General features: G+C 36.0%; 21 protein-coding genes. 4 read left to right on the top strand and 17 right to left on the bottom strand.

Annotated elements, in window-relative coordinates; translation table 11 throughout:
• Window positions 1-79 precede the first annotated feature (79 nt).
• Entirely contained in the window at window positions 80-358 is a 279-nt protein-coding gene (locus GRFL_RS13765) for a hypothetical protein (RefSeq protein WP_083645178.1), read from the bottom strand.
• A 522-nt stretch (window positions 359-880) separates the two neighbouring features.
• Between GRFL_RS13765 and GRFL_RS13770 the strand changes: the two genes are divergently transcribed.
• Window positions 881-1864, top strand: a complete 984-nt coding sequence (locus GRFL_RS13770; protein WP_083645179.1) for a transposase — start codon at window positions 881-883, stop codon at window positions 1862-1864.
• On the opposite strand, the gene GRFL_RS13775 is transcribed toward GRFL_RS13770, so the two are convergent.
• The 7 genes from GRFL_RS13775 to GRFL_RS13810 form a co-directional block, all read right to left on the bottom strand.
• Window positions 1839-2633 carry a cation efflux transmembrane domain-containing protein gene (locus GRFL_RS13775; protein WP_083646141.1) on the bottom strand — a complete coding sequence of 265 codons (795 nt, stop codon included), beginning with the start codon at window positions 2631-2633 and terminating at the stop codon, window positions 1839-1841. The genes GRFL_RS13770 and GRFL_RS13775 overlap by 26 nt on opposite strands.
• Before the next feature lie 79 nt (window positions 2634-2712).
• Window positions 2713-6405, bottom strand: coding sequence for a T9SS type B sorting domain-containing protein (locus tag GRFL_RS13780; RefSeq protein WP_083645180.1), 3693 nt, complete (start codon window positions 6403-6405; stop codon window positions 2713-2715).
• 313 nt (window positions 6406-6718) lie between these two features.
• Complete coding sequence (locus tag GRFL_RS13785) at window positions 6719-7438, bottom strand: ATP-binding cassette domain-containing protein (protein ID WP_236995801.1); 720 nt, start codon at window positions 7436-7438, stop codon at window positions 6719-6721.
• Between the two features lie 261 nt (window positions 7439-7699).
• Window positions 7700-8011 carry a hypothetical protein gene (locus GRFL_RS13795; protein WP_139839250.1) on the bottom strand — a complete coding sequence of 104 codons (312 nt, stop codon included), beginning with the start codon at window positions 8009-8011 and terminating at the stop codon, window positions 7700-7702.
• Window positions 8012-8267: 256 nt separating this feature from the next.
• Complete coding sequence (locus tag GRFL_RS13800; protein ID WP_083645184.1) at window positions 8268-9275, bottom strand: sulfotransferase domain-containing protein; 1008 nt, start codon at window positions 9273-9275, stop codon at window positions 8268-8270.
• Window positions 9276-10044: 769 nt separating this feature from the next.
• On the bottom strand, window positions 10045-11583 hold the full coding sequence (locus tag GRFL_RS13805; protein WP_083645185.1) for an ArnT family glycosyltransferase: 1539 nt from the start codon (window positions 11581-11583) through the stop codon (window positions 10045-10047).
• A gap of 135 nt (window positions 11584-11718) precedes the next feature.
• Complete coding sequence (locus tag GRFL_RS13810) at window positions 11719-12978, bottom strand: alpha/beta hydrolase-fold protein (protein WP_083645186.1); 1260 nt, start codon at window positions 12976-12978, stop codon at window positions 11719-11721.
• Between the two features lie 233 nt (window positions 12979-13211).
• On the opposite strand from GRFL_RS13810, the gene GRFL_RS13815 reads away from it, so the two are divergent.
• Window positions 13212-13784 carry an outer membrane beta-barrel protein gene (locus GRFL_RS13815; RefSeq protein ID WP_083645187.1) on the top strand — a complete coding sequence of 191 codons (573 nt, stop codon included), beginning with the start codon at window positions 13212-13214 and terminating at the stop codon, window positions 13782-13784.
• Between the two features lie 485 nt (window positions 13785-14269).
• On the opposite strand, the gene GRFL_RS13825 is transcribed toward GRFL_RS13815, so the two are convergent.
• Window positions 14270-14959, bottom strand: a complete 690-nt coding sequence (locus GRFL_RS13825; protein ID WP_083645189.1) for a CPBP family intramembrane glutamic endopeptidase — start codon at window positions 14957-14959, stop codon at window positions 14270-14272.
• Window positions 14960-14967: 8 nt separating this feature from the next.
• Window positions 14968-16140 carry a metallophosphoesterase gene (locus GRFL_RS13830; RefSeq protein WP_083646143.1) on the bottom strand — a complete coding sequence of 391 codons (1173 nt, stop codon included), beginning with the start codon at window positions 16138-16140 and terminating at the stop codon, window positions 14968-14970.
• Window positions 16141-16361: 221 nt separating this feature from the next.
• Between GRFL_RS13830 and GRFL_RS13835 the strand changes: the two genes are divergently transcribed.
• Window positions 16362-17177, top strand: coding sequence for a sensor histidine kinase (locus GRFL_RS13835; protein WP_083645190.1), 816 nt, complete (start codon window positions 16362-16364; stop codon window positions 17175-17177).
• On the top strand, window positions 17174-17869 hold the full coding sequence (locus GRFL_RS13840) for a LytR/AlgR family response regulator transcription factor (RefSeq protein ID WP_083645191.1): 696 nt from the start codon (window positions 17174-17176) through the stop codon (window positions 17867-17869). Before GRFL_RS13835 ends, GRFL_RS13840 begins: the two co-directional genes overlap by 4 nt.
• Window positions 17870-18244: 375 nt before the next feature.
• Here GRFL_RS13840 and GRFL_RS13845 read toward each other — a convergent pair whose 3' ends face one another.
• The 7 genes from GRFL_RS13845 to GRFL_RS13875 form a co-directional block, all read right to left on the bottom strand.
• The gene (locus tag GRFL_RS13845) at window positions 18245-19042 is read right to left on the bottom strand and encodes a DUF3667 domain-containing protein (protein ID WP_083645192.1); all 798 of its coding nucleotides are present in this window, start codon (window positions 19040-19042) and stop codon (window positions 18245-18247) included.
• 195 nt (window positions 19043-19237) lie between these two features.
• Window positions 19238-19591, bottom strand: coding sequence for an iron chaperone (locus tag GRFL_RS13850; protein ID WP_083645193.1), 354 nt, complete (start codon window positions 19589-19591; stop codon window positions 19238-19240).
• Window positions 19592-19868: 277 nt separating this feature from the next.
• On the bottom strand, window positions 19869-20357 hold the full coding sequence (locus GRFL_RS13855; protein WP_236995802.1) for an aminotransferase: 489 nt from the start codon (window positions 20355-20357) through the stop codon (window positions 19869-19871).
• 155 nt (window positions 20358-20512) lie between these two features.
• Entirely contained in the window at window positions 20513-21475 is a 963-nt protein-coding gene (locus GRFL_RS13860) for an amidohydrolase family protein (RefSeq protein WP_083645194.1), read from the bottom strand.
• 160 nt (window positions 21476-21635) lie between these two features.
• On the bottom strand, window positions 21636-22238 hold the full coding sequence (locus GRFL_RS13865) for a hypothetical protein (RefSeq protein WP_083645195.1): 603 nt from the start codon (window positions 22236-22238) through the stop codon (window positions 21636-21638).
• A gap of 146 nt (window positions 22239-22384) precedes the next feature.
• Entirely contained in the window at window positions 22385-22636 is a 252-nt protein-coding gene (locus tag GRFL_RS13870; protein ID WP_341475774.1) for a type II toxin-antitoxin system RelE/ParE family toxin, read from the bottom strand.
• Window positions 22637-22674: 38 nt separating this feature from the next.
• A complete protein-coding gene (locus GRFL_RS13875) occupies window positions 22675-22926 on the bottom strand; it encodes a type II toxin-antitoxin system ParD family antitoxin (RefSeq protein WP_083645196.1) in 252 nt (83 codons plus the stop codon).
• Window positions 22927-23267: the final 341 nt, after the last annotated feature.

The following is a 23267-nucleotide window of genomic DNA, read 5'->3' on the forward strand; positions in this document are numbered from 1 at the left end:
TCAATTGAATGGTGGCTATGAGAACCAGCTGTGCAACTAAAATAGTGTTTTTCTGCCAGGGAGTCAATTTTAAAAAATACTAGGCATACTGGAAGATCCAGGCTATAATTATGATGGTTAGAACTACTGAAAACAAATAAACAATGATCAGTTTTTTGCGCTCTTTCCTGGCTTTCGCCCTGATCTCTTCCTTGATCATTAGCATTTCTTCCGGCGATAGTTCTTCAAAATCCACCACGGTAGTTCCAGCGAAAGATCGCATCAAATCCTTCCGGTCGCGGAAACTTTTCCGTCGTAACATCGAGCGGTTAAGCTTCAGGCTCTGGTTGGCCTGTGACATGCTTCCTTCGCCTCCCATCAGTAGCGTGATTGAATGGGAAGACTGTGGGAAATAAGTGATGAACTACGCGTTCTCTGTCTGCAAAGAGGAGCCAGAAGACCTGTGAAAACTTCGGATTTTAAAAGGCCCGGTGTTTTCTTTACATACTTCGAGATAATAATTCCAGTTTTGATTTCGCGATTATTCCGAATTTCTCCCGGCATAACGCTTATGGTTAATAAAGCCAATTTAAGGGATTTCAAATGAAAAAAAGAAGGGAAATCCGTAGAAATAGTAAGGCTTATTTTTGCTTGATTTGATAGTGTGGCTGATTTTCAGAAAACTAGAACTGAAAATGAGTAAAATAAAAATCGTTACAATTCGATTTCTCAACAGATATTTGTGCTGAAGCCGGCTTCAAAGGAGCTTTGATTTGAATCAGATTTTGATCGAGGAACAAGATTAGATGAACCGCTGGAACCACGATTCCGTCAACAACGATAGTCCCCTCTTTTCAAAGATAGCCATTAAATAGAGCAGGTTTCTATAAAAACTGTTGTGATGAAGCGTGTTTTTGGAGTAGATATCAGCAAAAGTTATTTTGATGTGGTGGACGAGGAGGGGAATCATTGGCAGTTTTCCAATGATGCCGCCGGTTTTGAAAAATTTTTAAAATTGCTCTCTTCGGAAAGTCTGGTGGTCATGGAGGCAACGGGATATTATCATCACGGCCTTGCCCAGTTCTTATGCAGAAAGCATATCCGGGTGGCAGCGGTGAATCCACTTTCCGTAAAACGATTTCTACAGATGAAGCTTTCCAGGATCAAGACCGATAAAACCGATGCACAGGAAATTTGTGAATATGCCCTTCGGAATGAAGTCCGTCTCTATACCGCGCGAGAAGCCTGGCAGGTAGAAAGTTCCCAGTTACTGAGCCTTCAGGAGTTGTGGCTCAAACAGCGCACGGCGATCAGGAACCGCTTACATGGAGAAGAAGTTTTGGGATTTCCTTCAGAAGCCGTATGCAACAGTTTATTAAAGATGCTGGAGTCTATAGATGCGGAATTGAAATCCCTGGAGGAAAAACTGGAATCCCTGATCCTGGATGAACGCCGGGAACAATTGGAACTCCTCACCAGTATTCCCGGAATTGGAAAAAAGACCGCTATCCTCCTGATCGTGATGACCAGGGGTTTTACGAGTTTCCAGAATTCGCGACAGCTTAGCTGCTATGCCGGCATTACTCCGGTTATCAGGACTTCCGGAAGCAGTATTCGCGGTCGCAGCCGGATTAGTAAAACCGGGAATGGGAAGCTTCGGAATCTGCTTTTTCTCTGTAGTTTTTCAGCCAGTAAACTGAATAAATCCTGTAAAGAATTGTACGACCGAATCGTAGCCCGAGGAAAAAGTAAAAAACTGGCCTTGATCGCCGTTTCCAATAAACTGCTAAAACAGGCCTTTGCGGTGATCAATTCGGGAGGAGCATACGATTCCGAATATCGTTCTAAATATTGTGGCGCTACTTGCCCAGTTTCAGTATCCTAATGGCACCCTGCACGACCAGGATAAAAACGATCGAACCTATTACAAGGTCAGGTTTATTCGAATTGAGCCAGTGAACCAGCAGTGCCGCGAGGATGACCCCAAGATTAATAATGACATCATTGGACGTAAAGATCATGCTCGCTTTCATGTGCGCTTCCTGTTTGCTTTTTGATTGCTGAAGCAGGTAAAGACAAATCCCGTTGGCGATCAAAGCAAAAATAGATACGATGATCATCATGGTAAAATCAGGCATTTTTTCTTCGGAAAAGAATCGGCGCAACACCTCCCCGAAGCCAATAATTGCCAGGATCAGCTGAAAAATTCCTGCCAGCCTGGCGATTTTCTTTTTCAGAAGAACAGAACCTCCCACTGCAAAAAGGCTGATACCGTAAACGAAAGAATCGGCCAGCATGTCCAGGCTATCGGCGACCAGACCCATCGATTTAGAGAAGAAACCCGTGGTCATTTCGATGATAAAAAACAGGAAATTGATGATTAGGACAGACCAGAGCAGTTTCTTCTGTTGGGTGTTTTCAGAAAAATCAGTTTGATCGGTTTCTTGCGTTTGCAGTCTTTTGCCGCCAAGGTTAAGGTCCAAAATGGATTTTTCGATCTCCTGAACTTCACCCTGATGAAATACCTGTAGCCTGCGGTTTGGAATATCAAAATCCAGGTTTTTAATACCGGAAATGCCGTCTAGTTTCATACGGATCAGGTTCTCTTCCGAAGGGCAATCCATTTTTGAGATTTCAAATACCGATTTTTGCATCATGGAATTACTGCTTTTCCCAAAAATACGAAATGAAAGGAAGGCGCTAAAAAATACTGCTGGATGAAATGGGAAATAATTATTCCCGAATCAAAGAAAAGTGGCCTTTAATATTTGTTTCGTTACTAAGGTAAGTTTGGAACCAGTAATCATCAGAAGGCATTGGATGGCCATTAAACGTTCCATCCCAACCACGGCTTTGAGAAGATAATTCTTTTAGTAGTTTCCCGTACCTATCAAATATCCGAATTTTAGAAGGTGACAATCCCTCTGTACCCTGAAGTTGCCAAAAATCATTATATCCATCATTATTTGGGGTGAAAAATTTAGGATAATCGAAGATGCTAACTCTTTTAAAATCTGAGCCGCATCCTAATTTATCCCTTACTTCAGCAATATAAGTGCCGCCAGGAAGATCCAGGAATACATTTTCATTTTGAAACTGTATTCCATCTATAGAGTATTCAAATTCGCCATCTCCAGAGGCTATAATTTCAAGAGAGTTATTATTTGATAGACTATTTACAGTTACATAATCTATACGCGGTAAAGTGGATCTAATTAACTCTACATCAAATGATTTTTGACAAATTATTCCATTTGTATACTTTGTAACCTTGAGGGTATAAAAACCAGCATTTTCTAGGGACACAGTATTTTCGGTAGAAATGACCGTACCATCTTCCTGAGTCCATTCCCAACTGTCAAAATCTTCATTGGCATTTAGACTAATAAAATTTTCTAAATCGCATAAATAATATTTTTCTTCCAGATTAATTTCAGGCATTTGATTTACAATCAATAAAAAGCTCGTTTCTGCCTGACATATTTTGTTATTTTCATCCTCCACTCTTATAAAAATTTCTTGTTGCCATGGAACGGTATTTCTGAAATTTGTAGCAATAGGGGATGATAGCTGATTTCTATTCTCATCATAATAAAATACTTTTAGCCCATTTTGGCTATTAAGGATTTGATTTTCAATGTCTGATGTGTCAAAATAGGCATATCCATTTTCTTCATTACAGCTATAAAGATCATCTGGAGTATTGATCATTGGAGCGGAAGTGGTCTTTAGTTTAATAAAAGTTTCAGCGTAACATCCAGAGAAAGTGTTGGTGACTCTTGCTCGTAAGGTTTGTTCATTTTTAATGGTATTTGTAAAGGGATTTGACAGCACGTTACCTAATTCTTCTCCATCTTCATCATAGTAGGTTATATCCATATTGGTCTGACCGGAGAGCAGGGTTGCATCAATACCAGATGTATCAAAATATTCAGAGAATCCATCATTGTTATCATCACAGGCAAACAAGGTTGGAACTTCATGAGCCATTGGTGGTTCTGTTACTTCAATCATAAATTTTCTAATTTGATCACATCCTGATTGAGTTTCGATAGATACTTCATAAATTCCCGTATTATCCTGTGTTACTTCTGGAATTACAGGATTTGCCTCTATGCTGGAGAAATTATTAGGTCCAGACCATCTGTAACTAATTCCACCGGAAGCGTAAAGATTTAAAGATTGATTCTGACAAACAATTTTAGGAGCCTCAACTTCAACTTCATCTTCACCCTTTGAAAATTTGACAATAAAATTGTCTTCGTATTTAATTTGCGACTGGTAGGAGTTCTCCGATGCTATTCCTTCATTACTACTGGTTATTCCAAAAATATAAATAAATTCCCCGAATTTTTTAACATCAGTTGCAATCACCTGGTTCTTGCCGTAGTATGTCCCCCAAATACAATTTCCGAATTCGTCAAATTTTGCTAAAAAAGCATTTTCATAACCATCGAAAGTTTCCTTATAACTACATGGAGTTGATATATTGTTCGAACTGGAAGTCCCTCCAACTAAATAAATGTTATTAGATTTATCGGTTTCAACGGCGCAGGACGTGTAGTTTTCCCTTTCGAGCCCGCCGTAATAGGTTGACCAGAGCAGTTTCCCGGAACTGCTGAATTTTGCAAGAAAATCGTCCCAATCTGCTGAATCTCCTCCTTTTTCGCTTTGATGGGAGGTAGTTTGACCAATTTCCGTATTGCTTTGAGTAGCTCCAGCAATTATAATATTAGAATCATTATCAACTTTTAAATCCAAACCCCAATCTATAGCATTTCCACCGAAATAGCTACCCCATAATCGATTTCCTTCTAAACTGAATTTTACTAAAAACGAATCAATCATATCGCCTGTTTGCGGACCGTTAGGTGTGATATTTGGTTTATAGGTTCCGTTGGTGGCAATTTCGCTGGAACTATTTGTATATCCAAGAGCATAGAGTTTTGAATCTGGGCCTATATCAATGCTGGTAAAACTATCCTCGCCCTCGCCCCCATAATATGAGCTCCACTGAATGTTTCCATTCTGATCCAGCCGCGCCAGAAAACCTTCCTGGCCATCTTTTTTGGTATCAAATGAATTGCTGCCATATAATATATTATCTGAGCTTTTGGTGGACCCCAGCAAATAAATATGATCATTTTTGTCTACCGTTACCGCTTTTACTACATCCTGGTCAACCCCTCCATAGTAGCTTCCCCATGCACGGCGCCCCTCTGAGTCGAATTTTACAACAAAACCATCATGCTCTCCACCTATTTGTGCCTGGAGAGCATTTGTTGTAGCAATATGAGTATCAGAAAAAGTATATCCTACACCAATAATATTATCATGGGAATCTACTTTGACGCCTAGAAATTCTGTAGGGCCCTTTCCACCATAATAGCTTGACCATACAAGGTTTCCAGAAGGATCGAATTTTGCAAGTATCCCTGTTTGGGGATTGAGGTGGGATTCAGCAATAAAATTATAAGTTTGAAAACTTCCCACTGTAGCCATATTATCACTAGTAGTCCAACCTACATAATATGTATTTCCCAAAGAATCATAATCCATACTCGAAGAATAGGAACCTTCAGCCATGTCGCCTCCAAAATAAGTAGCCCATTTACGAACAGGCGTTGGATCAATAATTAGCTTTCCTTTCATTGGAAGAAATTGATTAAGTTGAAAACCATAAACATTTTCCCCGAGCTTTTTATAGTTCACGGTCACTTCTGTTTTTTTGGAATTTTTTTCTATCCAACTTTGTGGAATCATTTCTTGAAGTGTTCCGGAGATCAGATCTATAGACAGCGAATTGTCATTAATTGAAACCTCTGGCCCTGAGAGTTTAAATTGTATTTCAGAAATATCACCATCAGGCGAAATGATAAAATTGTACTCTACCGGTTTTGTTGAATCTTCCGGAATAACGAACTCGAGGTCAATACCTTTATATAGGTTTTTATAAATTACCTTTTTATAAGATGGAACGTTAATAATACCTTCCTCTCTTCCGGGAACATTATAATAATTAGAACAGTATGAAACTGGTGAGATTTCCTGAATAACCAAATTTCTACAAGTATTCAAAAATGTAAAATCTATTCTTTGATAAATATTTTCAGCATTTTTTGAAATAGCCTTTCTAAACGCTGGTTCCAGAAATTTTGGAGAAGTTTGGGTATTAATTTTTTTTTGAGGCTGGTAAACATCGTAGGAAAAACCATTTTGTTTTAAATGTATGTTCAAGCCTTTTGTATTCAGTAAAAATAATACAGAATCATTAGGGTTTCCATACTGATCAATAATCTGCCCCTGGTTCTTTATAAAACCCTTTTTTAGATCACGTGGCGTAATTCCTGTTTGGGAATTTAAATGGCAATTAGGAAAAATTAAGGTTATGAATAATAGAAGGGTGAAAACATTTCTTATAAACATGAATATGGTTTGTAAGTGTACCGAAAGCTGTTTCCAATAACAACTTGGCTAATTTATAAGAATTTGAGATATATCTATATAATAGATTCAAATTTATAACGGTTTACAATATTAGAGGAAATATTCGTCACAACTATTTATTTTCAAGTGATTTAAACGTGGTTTGGTATGTAAACAATTAATTCCCTAAAACAATCTGCCCAATGGCGATAATCCCAATCAGCAGGGCAATGATGGCTATGATTCTAATCATCAGCATGACTGTTATGGCGAATTTTTATCATGAAAATGGCATCTTTTAGATAGTATTATTTTATACTGAATTTCCCCCAATATAGCTAAACCTTACCAGGTCTTCGGTAGCCTTGATTTCCTTCAAACAAGCATTTTCCAGAAGCAGCGTTCTATCGGCAATTTTTAGGACATTTCTGTAGTCATGATCTGTAATGATGAAGCCTTTTCTTGTTTTCTCCTGTTGGAGGATCTGGGTGATCGATTCCCGAAGTATAGGGCTCACCCCGTTAAATGGTTCATCTAATAAGACATAATCAGCTTCAGAATATATTAATAACAGGATTTCTACTAGTCTTTTTTGTCCGCCCGAAAGATTTTGGACCTTCCTTTCCGTCAAAGGTCTTATAAACTCCTGTTCCAGTAATAATTTTCTTTTGCTCTTCGGAAGAAACAGGGAAATAAGATGTTTTACTTTCAGTCCTTCCGGCAGAAAATGATCTTGAGCAAGGTAATTGATCAGTTTGGAGGAGGAGGAAAAATTCTGCAATACCTTGTTGCCTATGCGCACAAATCGGTTTTCCGAAGCTTCTACTCCAAATATGATCTTCAGAAGTGTTGACTTGCCAGAACCGTTTCTACCTAATAATCCAACTATTTCTCCTGGAGAACACGACAGGAAGATGTCGCTCAAAATCACTTTTTCAGCATATACTTTTCTGATGCTATCTACATGCAGCGTATTCATAAAAGAGAGAAAGCTAATAATAAGCATAAACCGGATATGGTCGTGGAAAGCCATAAAACATTTCTGCGGAAGCCCAGATTGAAATAGTAAAAGTATCTCTGGCTGTTTCCAAACTCGTAAATAAGGCTGTGCGCAAGCGGAGCGATTAGAAGGTAGAAAACTCCCAGCATTTTGAAATCACCAATCAAAAGCGCAATTATTACGGAACTAACCAGACTGACCGAAAAAATTTTCCGTTGAAATAGCAGGAGGTTTTTAAAATATCGGATTGGCGTCATTTTAATTCTGAAAAATAAGGAGTCTTAAGAAATCTAATTATTTGGATTCTTCTTTTTTAAATACCAGGATGTTTCCACGGCTTTGGGTCATCAAGGTCATAAGGCCGTTATGATCATAATTAACCGCATCAATATAGTAGCAGTTCACATAAGCATTCTCATCTGTTTCCTTTAAGAAAAATTCGTTTTCGGGACGTTCTTCCTCATTACAGGTTTTCACGATACGATATTTGGTAGTTTTTATGAGAGAGTCACCTATAAAATGTTTCATAGATCCATCGCTGGAAAAAACATACTTGTCTTCAGGAGATTTCTCTAAGTGCCATATTCCTATAATTTCCTTTTCCAAGGTTGTTTTTGATTGAAAATCCTGGGCAAAAAGGGCGTTTGAGAATAAAAGAAGTAAAAGGCCTAAAAAGCTATTTTTCATAATGATGAAATGAGAATCTAATTTGTTGAATTTCAGTTTTGGTAATTGTAGGGAGCCAGAAAACCAGCTGTTACAGGTTTTTTAGTTCTGTAAAATTATCGATGGTTGATTAATCCCTGGATTTTAATCTACAAAAATTTCAGTAAAAGAGTGGCCTTCAACGAAAAATCTACCTTTACGAATATCCGAGTTTCTTATAATCGGGTTCCATGGCATCAGAATAGCAATCTATTCCGTAGCTGTTCACGATATCCAGAATTTCTTTTATTTGGGAGGCGGAGAGATGCCTTTTGAAATTCTGTAACTGATCTTTGTTTTCCAGAATACCAGATCCATCTCTAGTCGTGGAACTTGGCATGTTTATTTTATGCATTGCAAACCTGGTCATTGGCTTATTCAAGTAATCAGAAATTTTTTCGAGTTCCAGGGTTGGCCTTAGGAAGAGTGATTCATACGATATGGTAAGCCATCGTTTATTCTCATCTTTTAGCGGAAGCAGGTTTTGAATTGCCCACCAGTTTGCGAATAAGGATTCCCTGGATTTGATGCTATTAATCTTATCTGAATACTTTTCGAAAATTTCAGAAAAGGCTGGATCCTCATTTTTTCGAATTTCAAAAAGGTTATTGGCAACATTCAGATTTTGAAATGCCGGATGCCGAAATTGCGAAGAAATGACAGACAGGGGATGGCGGATAAGATATATGGGCCTGATCGAAGGAAATTGCCTGGTAAGCCAGGGTAAAAGCATATTGGCCCGACAGAATTTGAAGAGGAGGCTGGTGCTTCGCCTGAGCTGGTGACCGTATTTTGAATTTACATGCAAACCATATGGCAGCTGACCGCGGAATAGTTCCTGGAAATAACGCTGGGCAGGTTCTAATTCGGCGTTCTCCGGAATGTACGGGATATGACCTACGCGGTTTGCCAGATTATGGGGATATTTTTCCAGGCGTTGTGGATGTAATGGCTCCCAAATCAAAGCATCTGAATCCTGTTTCAGTATTTCCATAAGCCAGGTGGTACCGCCTCTTGGCTCCCCACTTATGACGATATGCTGTGAAAAATCGTTGAATCTGGACTCTTCTCTATTTCTTAAATTGAAATTTTTGATCTGCCGGTTCGTTTGAGCCTGTAGTAAAAGCTTTTTACAGTATGCTAATCTTTCCGAAGTAGTGGCCATGTTATTTTCCGGTTACGATGAGTAATTTATAAATTTTAAAACGTGTTTAATCATAATTGCTTTGAAAGTTCTGTTTCAAATCTTCCACATTTTCCAATTTAATTATAATTCCACTGTACCATAATTTGCTTTCGCCCCATACTTTCCCAAGGCTTCCTTAATTTTTAAAAAATAAGATCATCCATTTAGAGTGTATTGAATTATGTGGGTTGCCCATCAGGTTTTGAATGATGAGCTGTCCTCTTTCAACTGAAAGATATACAAAGGTTTTTTATCTACCGGTAGCACACAAATTGCAGCGGTTGGAATATTCAAATTATAAAGTCTCATTCACGGCTTTTTCCGAAAATAAATTCCAAGGAGTTCAGCGAGTCTCTTTGGGAAGTCGGCGGTATTTTGACCATTATAATCCTAAAAAATTTGTTCATAGGTAGTGTTTCATTCTTTTTGCAGCAGAGATTAGGAATAACAACATTCCTGACAAATGGTTCTAGCGGTTGTAACTAAAAGAAATCATTTAGCGATAAGTCGCTTAATATTAGCTGAATATGTTGATTTTGCTGAATAAATAATTAAGGTGTTGTTTTAAAAAACTATCTGAACTTGAATCTTTCCGCTAAATTTTTTCATCTGAAGTTTGAACCAGATTCATTGACCGTCAGTTTTCTAATTGGAGCCTCACTAGACAAGTAAGATGATATTTTAATAGTTCAAATTGGAATAATTCGGTCGTAACCTTCTCGCATTTCTGTCTTATCGATAATGAAGTTTATCGCCATTCGTTTTTTACTTCCTCGATTTCAATTTTAAGCCGGCGATTCATATCAATTTTAGCGCCTTCAAACGCAAATATTAAGGTTCTGTATTCCCTGGCGTATGGATTGGTTATCGAATCAGCCAGAACAGCATGTTCAAAATAAGGACTGGTCTCCTTAAATTCTGCATTTTTTTCTTCATAATTCTTAATCCTGATGAGGTTTTTATAGGGCTTCTCAAGGTCGAACCAGTTGATGTAATCTGCATTGAAAGAAACCGCCTGTAGATCATTTTCAGTATAATAATTGATCGCACCGGCCTGGCCATAATTATCACAAAGTATGAGTGTTGGCCTGCGATCTGGCATATGGCGGTAAACCGAATCAACTTTTTTAGCCAATTCCTTCCAACCAAGCATATCGGCATAATCCTGCGGCAGCGAATGATCTTGACCATCTTCCCAGCGCAGCAAACCCAGTTTTTTATATTTTTCTGAATGTTCCACAATATACTGCGGACTCTTATTGGGAAACGCAATATGATACATGGGAACAAAAAAGATGATCGGGATCAAAAGCAAAACTGGTTTTAAATAGCGTTTTCTTCCGGTTTGTAATTGATTAGCCAGAAAAGTTGCTCCGAAGGCAATGTACACAGGATACAACCCGATGGCATAGTAATCTTTAGCCTGAAAGTAAAGGAAAATTAGCAGGGTAAAGAAGAATGACCAGAAGAATAGTCTGTATTTTTTAAAAGGGCGGTATGCTAGGAGACTGTATAAACCGGCAAGGATTATTAGGAGGGAGCCGATGAAAAATAGAATTTGAGATTTCAAAAAACCAAACCTATCTACATTCACGAGCTGTGTGGCGGTCAATTCATTGAGATGGTGAATCACCGGAAAGTTGTTCTGATACTGCCACAGGATGTTTGGGCTAATTAGTAGAAGACCGAAAAATGCAGCGATATACAGTTGTTTCTTACCGAAAATCCTGCGTTGCTGGCTCAACAAAATGGCTGGGATTAGTCCTAAAACCTGAAAAACGATATTGTATTTATTGAGAAACCCGAAGGCAAAAACGACAGCGGCAACCACCAGCCATTTTGAATTTTCAGTATGGAAATATTTGATCAGAATATAATACAAGAGTGTCCAGCTCAAGACATCGAAGGAATTTGGCTGGTACAAAGTGTTCAGGCTCAAAATGGCCGAAAAGAGCACACAGGTTCCGCCTAAGGCTAAAGCAAATAGGTTTCCTTTTAATTCTTCAATTATTTTCAGGACGACCAGGATCGTTAAGGCGCCGAAAAGGGCAGGGAAGAACTTGACCCAAAAAACGGAATTCCCTAATAGGTAAATCAACCTCGATATCCAGGAGGTAAGTGGCGGAACCGATAAATATCCCCAAGCCAGGTGATTTCCCAGGTCAAGATGCAGGTATTCGTCTCGCTGCAGGTCATATTCAGGACTTAATAACAGGTACTGAAGCACGAATTTCAGTACGATCAGTGCTATGATTAGGATGCTTCTTTTAGTAAAAAAATTCTTCAATATTTCTGAAAATAGGCTTGCTAAATTTCCTGATAATTACCCGGTTATTCAAATGAAAAAGAGGCTTTTCGGTCTTCTTAAGAACAAGTCAGGAATGATGAATGAATGGAAGGTCTAACCCCCATAATTGCCGGTTTATTGCTGCTTTAGTTTTTGTAATCTTTCTTTAAAATAGTCGTCATTGCTAAGAGAATTGGCTTTTTCCGCAAACTGAATCGCGTTTTCGTCGTCGCCGGTTCTTTCATAGAATTCAGACATCGAATCGTAAACATTGGGACTATCCGGATAAAATTCAATGCCGAATTCAAAAAACATCTTTGACTTTATGAGCTGTTCCATGTCTAAACTCATGTACCCTAAAGCATTGAGAAGTTCTTCGGGATATGGTGGAACCTGGTACCCAAAATGGTTTTCAAGCTTCTTAGCCCGGTGGCTTATGATGTCTGAAAGTTCTTCTACTGAAGTATCTGGGGAATTGAATTTGGCAGTATTCTCCATTTGGAACCAGTCAAATAGCGCAATTAACCCGTCCATGATTGAAGGAAAAGCCACGGTACCATGAATATCCCTGGGATAAAATTTCCAATTATAGGTCAATCCGTTTGCAGCGTTTTCCTTTAGCAAATTCGAGAATTCGATATTAGACCTGGCGAATACCGTAAAATTGGTCGTATCCTGCATGACATTTTCCAGGCTTATGTTGGGATTTTGCATGTCTAATTGGCCATTTAAGGACATAAACAGATTTTTTCCAGCATAATTATTTTGGGCTAATTTTACTTTTGATTCCTTTAGCAATTTTTGGGCATCCCAATCCAGGCTAGGGTCGATCGCCAGATAATTGGTGAATAAATCGGGATGTTTTACCAAGGTATTCAGCGTAAACAAACCTCCATATGAGTGGCCGATCAATGTTCGATAAGTCGTAACCGGATATTTTTGATCTATAAAAGGAAAGAGTTCTTCTTCCAGAAAAGCAGTAAAATTTTCAGCTTGACCATTTTCTTCAGGAAAGGAATTGCCATATTTCTCAGTGATTTCCGAAATTGTGAGGTCTCGTGTTCGATGCGTTGCATTCGAGATACCTACCAGGATCATTTCAGGAGTAAAACCACCGCTATAAAAGTTCTGGAAATTTTTAACTGTAGGTAACAGGACTTCTCCGTCAAGAATATATGCTACAGGATATTTTTTATTGGCCTTCGGATTATAATCAGCCGGAAACTGAATATAGATTTTTCGGTATTCGGAAAGACGTTCAGAATAAAGACTGTCTAGAATCCCAGTTTTTTCAAGATATTTTTGTTGGTTAGTATTTTGAGAAACTCCCGGAAAATGCAGTATGACGCAGCATCCAATATAGATTAGGAGCCTTAAATTTCGATTACTTTTCATCTATTTCATAAAAATTTTCCAGCAAGGATTGGGTTAGGGGCAGAGTGCTTATTTCTACTAATGTTCAGAGAGTAATATACTTATAAAATTGAAATTAGACTCGAATGGGAATTAGGCGAGATACATTCAAAATCAATTTATCAAATTATTTTAGGTTAAGACGTTATTACAGGATTGTTTTTTTATTTTCGCGGACTTCAATCATTTTCAACCTTAACAGAAAAAGTAAATTAATGTTTAGAAAAATTAGTGTAATAGCCTTATTTGCTATCATCATCCAATCTGCTAACGCGCAGGAATCATCATCTGCCGAAAAAAATTCCCAATTTGGATTTACTTCCGGATTCATTACTTCCAAATTTGATTTAGCCAATGTAGGCCAGATTAAGGAAAAATATAATCCAGGAGGCCATGATGGCGATGGAATTTATCTGGGTTTGACTTTCGATACGGGGTTTAATGAGAACTTTGGTTTAACTTCGGAATTGCTATATGCAAAACTCGACGATTCAGATCGATACCTTTTGTCCACTGCCCTGAATTATCGTCTTTTTAATTCAAATTTGTTTGCTCTTGGTGGCCTGGAATTGAATTATTTGGGTAGCGCACCAAAAAATTCTTTGGGAGAAGAGAATGTGAACAGGGCAGGTCTTAACGGCTTAGGTGGGTTAGAATACCGCTTTACCAAAAACTTATCGGTCTACGCAAATTTCAGCACGGAATTCACCAATCGCCTCCAGGGAGATGATGGAGATTCTAATCACGGATACCATAACGGCAGGCTCGGGATAAAATTTAAATTATAGTAAAAAAGCAGGTTAATATACCTGCTTTTTTATTTACCGCTTCAGGTCACGCAGACCTTTCCGTTTGTATCTGTATAAACTGCGTAGGAAATCAACTCTTAGGAAGTTTTGATTTTTCTTCTTTTCATCAGGGCAAATAGCATGAGACCAATCCCAATTCCCATGAATATTCCATTATAAAAATCGGGGATTTCGAAAAAATGCCAAATTATTTGAGATAGAGCGATTAATAGTAAACCTATGGAACTTAATTGTAATAATTGAATTTTTTTGTTTTCCATTTTTATAGAAATTGATTGATGTAAATTAGTACAATTATTTATTCTTTGCAGGGATAAAACGGAATAATTTCGACTATTATTGAGAATAAATTATTGTCCCTTGAAAGGTTGAAAGATCAATATTTATTCTAACGCTTTGGTTTGTAAAATTTTAGGCTGTTTATTTTTGAAACCGGTTGGTAATAACTGATGTTGGTGATTGTATCAATTCTGCCAGAATATTTTTGTAATCCATTCCGAAATAAGATGATCTTTATTTAAATAAATCAGTGTAAGCCCAATCGTATCGCTAAATCCATGCACCAAGACGAGCAGAAGCAAATTTTGCCGGTTTTTACAGAATAGTATGGATATCAAAAACGACCATAAAAACACGGAGATGACTCCTACCAAACCTTGATAAGCATGGGAAACTCCAAAATATATTGAGGTGATGAATGCTGCTAACAACCAGGATTTATGGATGTTTCCAAATAATTCTGCCAGACTTTTCATATAGAAACCTCTAAATAAAAATTCCTCTCCAAAGGCGGCGAAAACCCACATAACAATCATTAAAATGCTATACCCAAGTAAGTTTCCTCTAATATCTTCTACGGAAGATAAATCAAAGTTTCCAAAATAATGCTGAAGGATCGGATCTATAAAAATTCCGAAAGCGATAAAAATTAGTGCCGTTAAAAAAATACTCTGAATAAGCGTTTTTCTGGTAATCTTCTTTCCCATGCCAAATTTTGACCAGTTGAAATTACTGGACCATAGTAGTAAAACGGCGACTCCCAACCCAAAGAAGTACACGAAATTACGATCTATAAAACCGAAAAGAGGAGCAATGAGCATGGTTAATACAGCCATGTAGCGCTTCGTTAAAAGATGGTATATTTTAGTTTTCATAAGATGTTTTATAATTTTATTCGCTCCCCGTTTCCTTTGAGCCTGAAATAATTTTCAGTAGTTATTAATAAGCCTTCAGAGTCTTTGCTGGGCCAGTTTTTATTATAGTCCTTAGGATGTTTTACATCGATAGCAATTACTTTTCCATCATACAATTTGTTAACCCGCCATTGAATGGTATGCCCTACAATAATTGCTGTTGCGTCAAACATTTTCAATCCTTTTTCAACGTCTTCCTGGGATAGATCATCTTTAAAATAACCTCTGTACCAACATATTCCTTTTCTATTGGAAATAATTAATTGTTCTACAGTTTCTTCGGGTTTGGGATAATAAGACTTGGAATAGTTTTGGCGATTAATTTGATTCACTTCCTCCAGAGTGATATCATACTGTGCCATCTCAGGATGTATTCCTCCATGAGCGAATAAATGGCCATTAATGCGCTCCATTGAATTTTTTGAGGCCATCCATCTGCCTATAAACGAGCGTTTATTATAAAGCTCATGGTGTTGTTTTTCCAGAATTGACGCAACGGCATAATACTTATAGGAAGCAGATTGATATTTTCCCTGCATATTATACAGTTCGTGATTTCCTATAATAAAGTGTACCTGTCCACCTTGTTCTTTTGCTTCCTGCTCTAATTTATAAATGAACCATAGCACCTGAGTCGTTGAGAAACCTCTGTCTACAAAATCACCAACTAGCACAAGATGGCCTTGATCAAAAGTCCAGTTTAATTGGTGATCAATCACTTTATGGGTGATCAGAAAATCTCGAAAAGTCTTGTAACCGCTTTCTATATCTGAAATTGCCAATATGGGCTGGTTATCTGAATAAGAAGATGCTGGCACTTCAAAATCTGAAGTAAGTTCAAAACTAAAGCTTGAGGAATCTAAAGGGAACTTACAGCTTAGTGGGACTGTTGCATTAGCTGAATGAATGGTTTGCTCCAGGTAGAAACCGTCGGTTTTATTTCCGCGGATATAGTTTACAGTGAGGCTGCTGTCTGAATCGTAAAATACGTAAGGTCCTTCCTTTTCCAAATTTACATTCAACGGGTTGTTTCCATATTCCAGGCTTCCGTTTAAAGAAATGACTACTATGATCCCGATGATTGTTAAAACCAGTATGGTTCCAAATACATTCTTGAAATAGCGTATGATTTTTTGTTTCATTTTTAATGATTTAATGTTCACTTATTGATTGATGAGCACCAAATATATTGTGCAGTTCTGCTCTGGATAATTATTTGTGATGTACATAGGTCTATTTGTGCTGAATAATCATTCAATAGCCTTCTATATCAAACATCCCGGATAGTACGCCCTTCATCGTCAGGTAGGACTCGTTGATCACAATTCGTTTACTGCTGGGCTATTTCAACTATTTTTGCCAAATGAAATCTATTTTAAGAGACAAATATCTTCCTGTTAGGGTAGTTATTTTGGGAAGTATTCTGGTGCCTTTGGCTATCACGACCTACGAGCTTATAATTCTGGGAAAGGATTCGGTTATTTTTCTTGGGGAATATCCTTCTGCAGTGGGCATCATAGTGATAATATATTATATCTTATTACTGGTAGCCGCTTTGATTTGGCTCATTAAACAATTTCAATCACTGTTGAATATTAGAAATGAAAACAGGAAAAATGAATTGCTGCATTTACAAAGTCAGGTAAATCCTCACTTCTTTTTTAATATGCTGAATAATATATATGGCCTTGTAGATAAAGACACAGCAGCAGTAAAAAAAATAATATTAAAGCTTTCCGAATTGATGCGTTACAGTATATATGAAGGAGAAAAAAATGTTGTGACTATTTCTGAAGAAGTGACCTATCTGAAGAATTATATTGAATTACATACCATAAGATATCATAAAGAGATCACTGTCCAGTTCCATACTGCTATTGAAAAAGAAAATATTAAGATCAGGCCGCTCCTATTGATCATCTTATTGGAAAATGCTTTTAAACATGGAGTTGAAAATTTGAGGGAAAAGGCCTATGTTCATATAGATTTAAAAGTAAATCAGTCTAGTTTCATTTTTGTAATTGAAAACAATTTTGACGCTGCGGAAAGTTTAGGTCAATCGGGGATTGGTTTAAATAATCTCAAGAGAAGACTTCAATTGGCCTATCCTGAAAAGCATATGCTAAGGATTGATAAAGCAGATTCGGTGTACAAAGCCCAACTAGAATTACAGCTATGACCTATTTAATTATAGACGATGAACCTATAGCCCACGACATCATTAAAGGTTATGCCGTGCTATTACCTAACATGCAATTGGCAAAGCAATGTTACGATGCTATCGAAGCCTTGGAATACCTCAGAACGCATTCAGTAGATCTCATTTTTTTAGATCTCAATATGCCAAAATTAAAAGGTTTTGACTTTCTAAGAACTTTGCAAAATGGCCCACAAATTATTGTAACCACAGCGCATAAAGAACATGCCTTAACGGGTTATGAATTAGCGGTAGTGGATTATTTATTGAAACCATTCAGTTTTGAGCGGTTTTTAAAAGCAGTCCATAAAGTTAACCAAGGAAAAAGTACAATTCAGCCTGGAATCTCTACAAATTCAGAAGAAAACCAGGTTTTTCTTTATAGCGATAAGAAATACACGCAGGTTAATTTGAAGGATATTTTGTTTGTGGAAGCCGCCGGAAATTATTGTAAGTTGGTTTTAACTGAAGATCAACTATTGATCAGAGAAAAAATATCGGATGTTTTAGATTTGCTCGACGCTAAAAGATTTTTCCAGGTTCATAAATCTTTTATTGTCGCTCAAAATAAAATTGAGACCATTCAAGGTAATAGGATACAAATTAGAGAGCATCAAATTCCGATTGGAAAGAGTTATAAAAATCAAATTAAGGAATATTTAAAATTGTCGTAAATCGAGCTTCTGCGCCAGATTACGGATTAATGAAAGCGAACTGTTCAACTTTGAATTAGGTAGTTATTTTTATCGAAAAAGTTTTTACCAAAAACCTTGAGTTTATACTCCAATAACTATAAAACTTCTGCAGTACTTGTCTTTTTTTGTTAAATCACTGGAAATATGCAGCCTCCCGGAGAAGATAGCCTCAAATTCCATTAACATCGTACCATTTTCAATTGGTTTGTTAGTCAAATTAATTATTTTCTTAATAACGGTGCTATCTATTTGCGGTAACCGATTTTGTCGGTTTAAAAGGTTAGTTTCTTGGACTCTAATTTGCACTTTTCCGCGATACCCGGAATTTGAGATGAACCGCTGTTGGCCACTGATTTATAATAGTGATAATGAAATTATATTGATTAAACTTCTATAAAAATTTATAAAAATCCCAATCAAAAAAATCCCAAAAATTCCAAATGCAATCGAAAACAATAGACTTTTATTGTAGAATTTTTTTATAGACAAAACGTAATATGCAATGGCCACTAATACGGCAGGGACTGTGAAAAACCATTTATTTGGAACCGGCAAATTGGTTGTTATTAAATACAATATCGTTGTGCATAGTAAAAGTTGCGAAAAATAAATTGTCGCTAGAATTAAATGCTTTCCGAATTGTAAATTTCTTTTAATCATTATGCCTATGGAAGCAATAAACGGAATCAATATAATAAGCAGGGATTTTGAAAGATTTGAGGAAATGGAATCATATTTACTTTGAACTTCTGTAAAAGATAAATTTTCCTTCCTCATAATAATTGAAACTTTGTCTATTACTGTGGTTCCGAAATATTGAAAATTCTCATTAAAAAACCATTTAGCCGGTGTTCTAAACAAATCTGTATCGGACAAAAAAATAAAAAACAATACGTTACAAATAACAAATATTTGAAAAGGTTTTAAGAATGGAACTCTAATTCCTGAAACAATTTTTGAAGAAAGAATGCCAGGATTATTACCCATTATTTGAAAAGTTCTTAAAAGTTTAGAATCGAAATTTGTTATGGCTCCAACAGCCTGACTGAGAATATTTGTAATGGAAAAATCTTCATCGCTAATAATTTTTTCACCACAATTATTGCAGTAGTTTCCTGAAAATTTGTTCTGACAATTTTTACAAATATTCATTTTATTTCATTTCTAAATTTTTAAAAGCTAGCAACGGTCTCTGATATCGCCAGTTAACAAAGTAGGGGACGCAGATTTGTTGGCTTACCGGTTTGTTGCTTGGTTTCTAAAATCACTTTTTTTATAATATCCATAATTGGGAATGAACCGATTTTACCGGCTGTAGCGATAGCATTAAGTAATGTATAGAAAAATTCAATTTGACTTAGTTTCTTTCACCCGAAATTTTACAATATCTGCAATTAGATGATAAGGAATGTCTTTATCTAAAGGGAATTGAACAGATCCCTTTCCTTGTTTATATTCTGAAAGTTTTTCTTCAAATTCTTTATGTCCGGAGGGAGTAGCATATAAACCAATATGCTTATTATAGGCAGCAAAATATACTAAAGGCTTTTTATTCAATTTATATCCAGGCATATTATATGAAATCAATTCTATTGCACCAGGAGCATTTTCTAAAATTGTAGCTCGGATTTTTTCTAGAATAATTTGAATAGGTTTTGGAAACGATTTTATGTACTCATCAACATCTTTAAATTTTTTCATCTTGTTATTTAGATAGCTGAATAAATTTTCTCAAAGGTAATAATTAGCAAATAAGGTTTTTAAAATACAAGGTGCTAATTAACTGAACCTCATTGAATTGTCTGCTTATGAAAAATTGTTATTTTACTTTTTTTGAGCTATTGCAGCTAAGGGTTGCGATTAAGACCAGTTGGTGGAGTAAGGGACGGGGATCTGCCGGCTTATTTAAATTAAACCTTTTTTCCAGAGTACCCTATATTTGTAATATACGCTTTTAAGTGTTGCAATTTTATCACTATTATACGGCACTAATTATGGCTAGATATAGATTAGTCGCATAACCACAATAAACTAAGAGCTCATTTAATTCAAATTCTGAATTAATGTCTGCCAGCTCAATATTATAATCGTAATTCAGCTTACTCCAATTATTAACAGAATTAAGCGAAAACTGAAGGGTTTTGGATTCGTTATAAACTTCAAATTTCACTCTATACTTGGACCTATTTTTCAATACAAAATTAAATTCCTTTCCATTTGGATTTTCTAATCGAATAATCATTTGACTTTTTAGGTTAAAAGTTATATCTCCGATATTATTGTCATTCTTGTAAATGTCAACCTTACTTGTCCAAATATTTTTAGGTTTGATTTCGATATTATTTCCGTTTAGAACCGTTTTAGCTTCATCTGAAAACCAATTACTATAAACTAACTCACAGATTTCTTTGTCGTTTTTAGTTAATTTAAAATTTCCCTTTCCAGAACTTGATACTATTTTCATCATTCTTTAAATAATTGAGCCTAATGGTTACGTTCAACGACAAGTGGCGCGGAATAATGGATTTGGATTTGTCGGCTTATAGTTTGGGTTGTTAGGGAAACTAATTAGTTTTTTTCTATTAAATCCGCCATTTGTGGTAATCTTGTTGTACGCAGTTTTTATTCGACCATTTTATGATGCCTTGTAATTTCCAATTCAGTAAGATTTAAGAATTTCGCTGCGTTATTGTAATAAACGTCTCTTTTTTGTTCTTCAGATAGCCAATCTAAATTATAAATTATTTCAATATTTTTCCTGATGGTTCCAACGTAATCCGAACCAAACATTAATCTATCTCCTAATCCTTCTTCATATAATTTTTTTACTTTAGGTTCCCATTTTTCTTTTGGAGCAAACATACTAACGGCAGTTATCTCACAGTATATTTGCTCATATTTTTTCATTACTTCAATGCATTCGTTAAAATATCTGCCGGGATAATGCATTAAATAAATTTTCAGTTTTGGGTATTTCTCTAAGACAGGAAGTAATAATAAAGGATTTCCATATTCTTCGTTCCAATTTGGTGTTTCTTCCATGTTTCTTCGGAAAGGGCCAGCATCAGCGTGAAATCCAATCGGAATTTGATATTTTTCAGCTAACTCCCAATAAGGATTGAATCTTTCATCTGCAGGATGAATTCCCATACTATGAAATGAAGTTTCACCGAGATATTTAAATGTTCCATTTTTAAAAAGACTGTCCAGCTCTTTTAGGTTTGGGAGTTCGTTTTCACAAGGTTCGTCCTGTTCTCTAAGCGGATTACATGGAAATCTTGGACCGCTCCAGTGTCTTTTATCTAACTCCTGCCATAATTTTGCATATTTCATCGGTCCGCCACCCAAAGCCAAAACAATATTGTTTTCGTCAAAACGCTGACCCATCCATTCAATTTTGGCAATGTCTATATCTGCATTTATTTTATTGTAATCTTCGTTGTCGGCATAACCTTTTGTGATATGTATATGAACATCAATAATTGGCTGATTCTTTAAAAATTGGTCAATTTTATCTTGAGCTAAAATTGTTTTAGTCGTGAGCAACAAAAAATACAGTAATATTATTGAATTTCTATTTTTCATAATTATAGTAAAATTGCTTATCTCGATTAAGATCACCGCAAGTTGCTGGAGTAGGGACTCGGATTTGTAGAATTACCGTTTTTGTTTCCTGATTACTAAAATTACAATTTTTTCTAAAACATCAATAATTTGAGATGAACCGATGTTGCCTCGCGTTTTGTTATTTTTTTGTCATAATCAGCATACCATAAGAATATTCTCCTTTAGGAAGTCTATTCAAAAAAGTTGAAAAAACATTTTCTAGATCATATTTATCATTAATGATTTTGTAGATTTTTCGTGCCTTTAGAACTTCACCTGGTACTTCCACTTTATTCTGTTTGTAATAATAGTCAGAATTTAATTCCCAATTTGATGCTACATTTCTTTTATCAGATTCTTGAAAGGAAAATGTTATAGTTGTTCCATCCAATCCGGAAATACAATCTTTAATTTTATAGCAGTCAATTAAAGATTCAAATCCGTTTTTCTCCAAATTGATCATTAATTCCTTTACTTCTTTGTTCGGAATTTTAATTTTCTGGATTATAGAATCATTTGTTCTTTTATGTCTTTTTTGTTTCCAAACTTTATTAATTAGAAATCCATAATATTGATCATAATCAGTCCTGAATAGTTGAACTTTTTGATAGTTATCTATTTCAATTTTATAGATTTTTTTTAAATCAGATTTTTCTTTAGTTTCTGAATTAATCTTTACCTGTGCAGAAACTGTTTGAACTAAAAGTCCGATAATTAATGATATGTAATAAACTTTCTTCAAAATGCGTGGCAACGGTCTCGGCTATCGCAAGTTGCGGGAGTCTGGACGCGGAGTTGTCGGTTTATTGTTCTCTTTCCTGGTTTCTAAAATTACACTTTTTCTACAATACCCGGAATTTGAGATGAACCGCTGTTAGGTGTAGTTTTTTATTCTCGAATCCTTCTTTTTAAATCCATACTTCCGTGTAATATTCTTGTGATTTCGATCTGATCTTTAGAAATCTCACGATAAAAAATAATATGTTTTTTTACTTTTAATCCGAGTAATCCAGATGTAATTCCTTCATAATTCTTTCCCAAGAATGGTTTTTGAGTTATTTCCTCAAAACTTTCAATCAGATTTTGGTAGTAATTGTCAGCTTGTTTTTCTGACCATTTTTTTTGTATAATCCCAAATATTAGTCAAATCAACGACTGCTTTTTTGGTCAAATAATATTTAGCCATTCAGTCGTTTATTTGATTTTAAAGAATCAAGATGTTTTTTTGGATCAAAATCATAATCAATTCCACTATCAATTCCTTCCTGAATTGCATTTTTTAATACAGCAACTTTACTTTCTTCCTCTTCTAATAATCTCAATCCTGCACGAATTACTTCGCTAACATTTTTGTATCTACCTTCATTTATTCTACTTCTTACAAATTGGTCAAAGTAATCACCTAATGATATGGACGTGTTTTTATTCATTTTTCATCTTTTATCAAATATACCCAAAATTGGTAACTTCCGCAAGTTGAAAAATTACACCTAACGGTCTCGGCTATCGCCAGTTGGCGGAGTGCGGGACACGGATTTGTCGGCTTGGTATTTTGTTCTTGGTCAAGTTAAATATTTTCTTTCTTACGGTGCCGCTTATTGGCGATGAACCGTCTTAAGTTTAATTTCTCTAAATTTTGATAGTTAAACAGAAAGAACAAAAGAGAGGAATAAGATTACATGAACCGTGGGAACTAGAGATTCCGTCAACAATGATAATCCCCTCTCTTTTCTACTTTAATTTCGTTTAGTTCTGTGAGACCTGGATCTCG

It is taken from the genome of Christiangramia flava JLT2011 (assembly GCF_001951155.1).
Lineage (GTDB): Bacteria > Bacteroidota > Bacteroidia > Flavobacteriales > Flavobacteriaceae > Christiangramia > Christiangramia flava.

Coding starts and splice junctions, on each gene's coding strand:
- GRFL_RS13765 (WP_083645178.1), bottom strand. CDS start 358: ATGGGAGGCGAAGGAAGCATGTCACAGGCCAACCAGAGCCTGAAGCTT.
- GRFL_RS13770 (WP_083645179.1), top strand. CDS start 881: ATGAAGCGTGTTTTTGGAGTAGATATCAGCAAAAGTTATTTTGATGTG.
- GRFL_RS13775 (WP_083646141.1), bottom strand. CDS start 2,633: ATGCAAAAATCGGTATTTGAAATCTCAAAAATGGATTGCCCTTCGGAA.
- GRFL_RS13780 (WP_083645180.1), bottom strand. CDS start 6,405: ATGTTTATAAGAAATGTTTTCACCCTTCTATTATTCATAACCTTAATT.
- GRFL_RS13785 (WP_236995801.1), bottom strand. CDS start 7,438: ATGGCTTTCCACGACCATATCCGGTTTATGCTTATTATTAGCTTTCTC.
- GRFL_RS13800 (WP_083645184.1), bottom strand. CDS start 9,275: ATGGCCACTACTTCGGAAAGATTAGCATACTGTAAAAAGCTTTTACTA.
- GRFL_RS13810 (WP_083645186.1), bottom strand. CDS start 12,978: ATGAAAAGTAATCGAAATTTAAGGCTCCTAATCTATATTGGATGCTGC.
- GRFL_RS13815 (WP_083645187.1), top strand. CDS start 13,212: ATGTTTAGAAAAATTAGTGTAATAGCCTTATTTGCTATCATCATCCAA.
- GRFL_RS13825 (WP_083645189.1), bottom strand. CDS start 14,959: ATGAAAACTAAAATATACCATCTTTTAACGAAGCGCTACATGGCTGTA.
- GRFL_RS13830 (WP_083646143.1), bottom strand. CDS start 16,140: ATGAAACAAAAAATCATACGCTATTTCAAGAATGTATTTGGAACCATA.
- GRFL_RS13835 (WP_083645190.1), top strand. CDS start 16,362: ATGAAATCTATTTTAAGAGACAAATATCTTCCTGTTAGGGTAGTTATT.
- GRFL_RS13840 (WP_083645191.1), top strand. CDS start 17,174: ATGACCTATTTAATTATAGACGATGAACCTATAGCCCACGACATCATT.
- GRFL_RS13845 (WP_083645192.1), bottom strand. CDS start 19,042: ATGAATATTTGTAAAAATTGTCAGAACAAATTTTCAGGAAACTACTGC.
- GRFL_RS13850 (WP_083645193.1), bottom strand. CDS start 19,591: ATGAAAAAATTTAAAGATGTTGATGAGTACATAAAATCGTTTCCAAAA.
- GRFL_RS13855 (WP_236995802.1), bottom strand. CDS start 20,357: ATGATGAAAATAGTATCAAGTTCTGGAAAGGGAAATTTTAAATTAACT.
- GRFL_RS13860 (WP_083645194.1), bottom strand. CDS start 21,475: ATGAAAAATAGAAATTCAATAATATTACTGTATTTTTTGTTGCTCACG.
- GRFL_RS13875 (WP_083645196.1), bottom strand. CDS start 22,926: ATGAATAAAAACACGTCCATATCATTAGGTGATTACTTTGACCAATTT.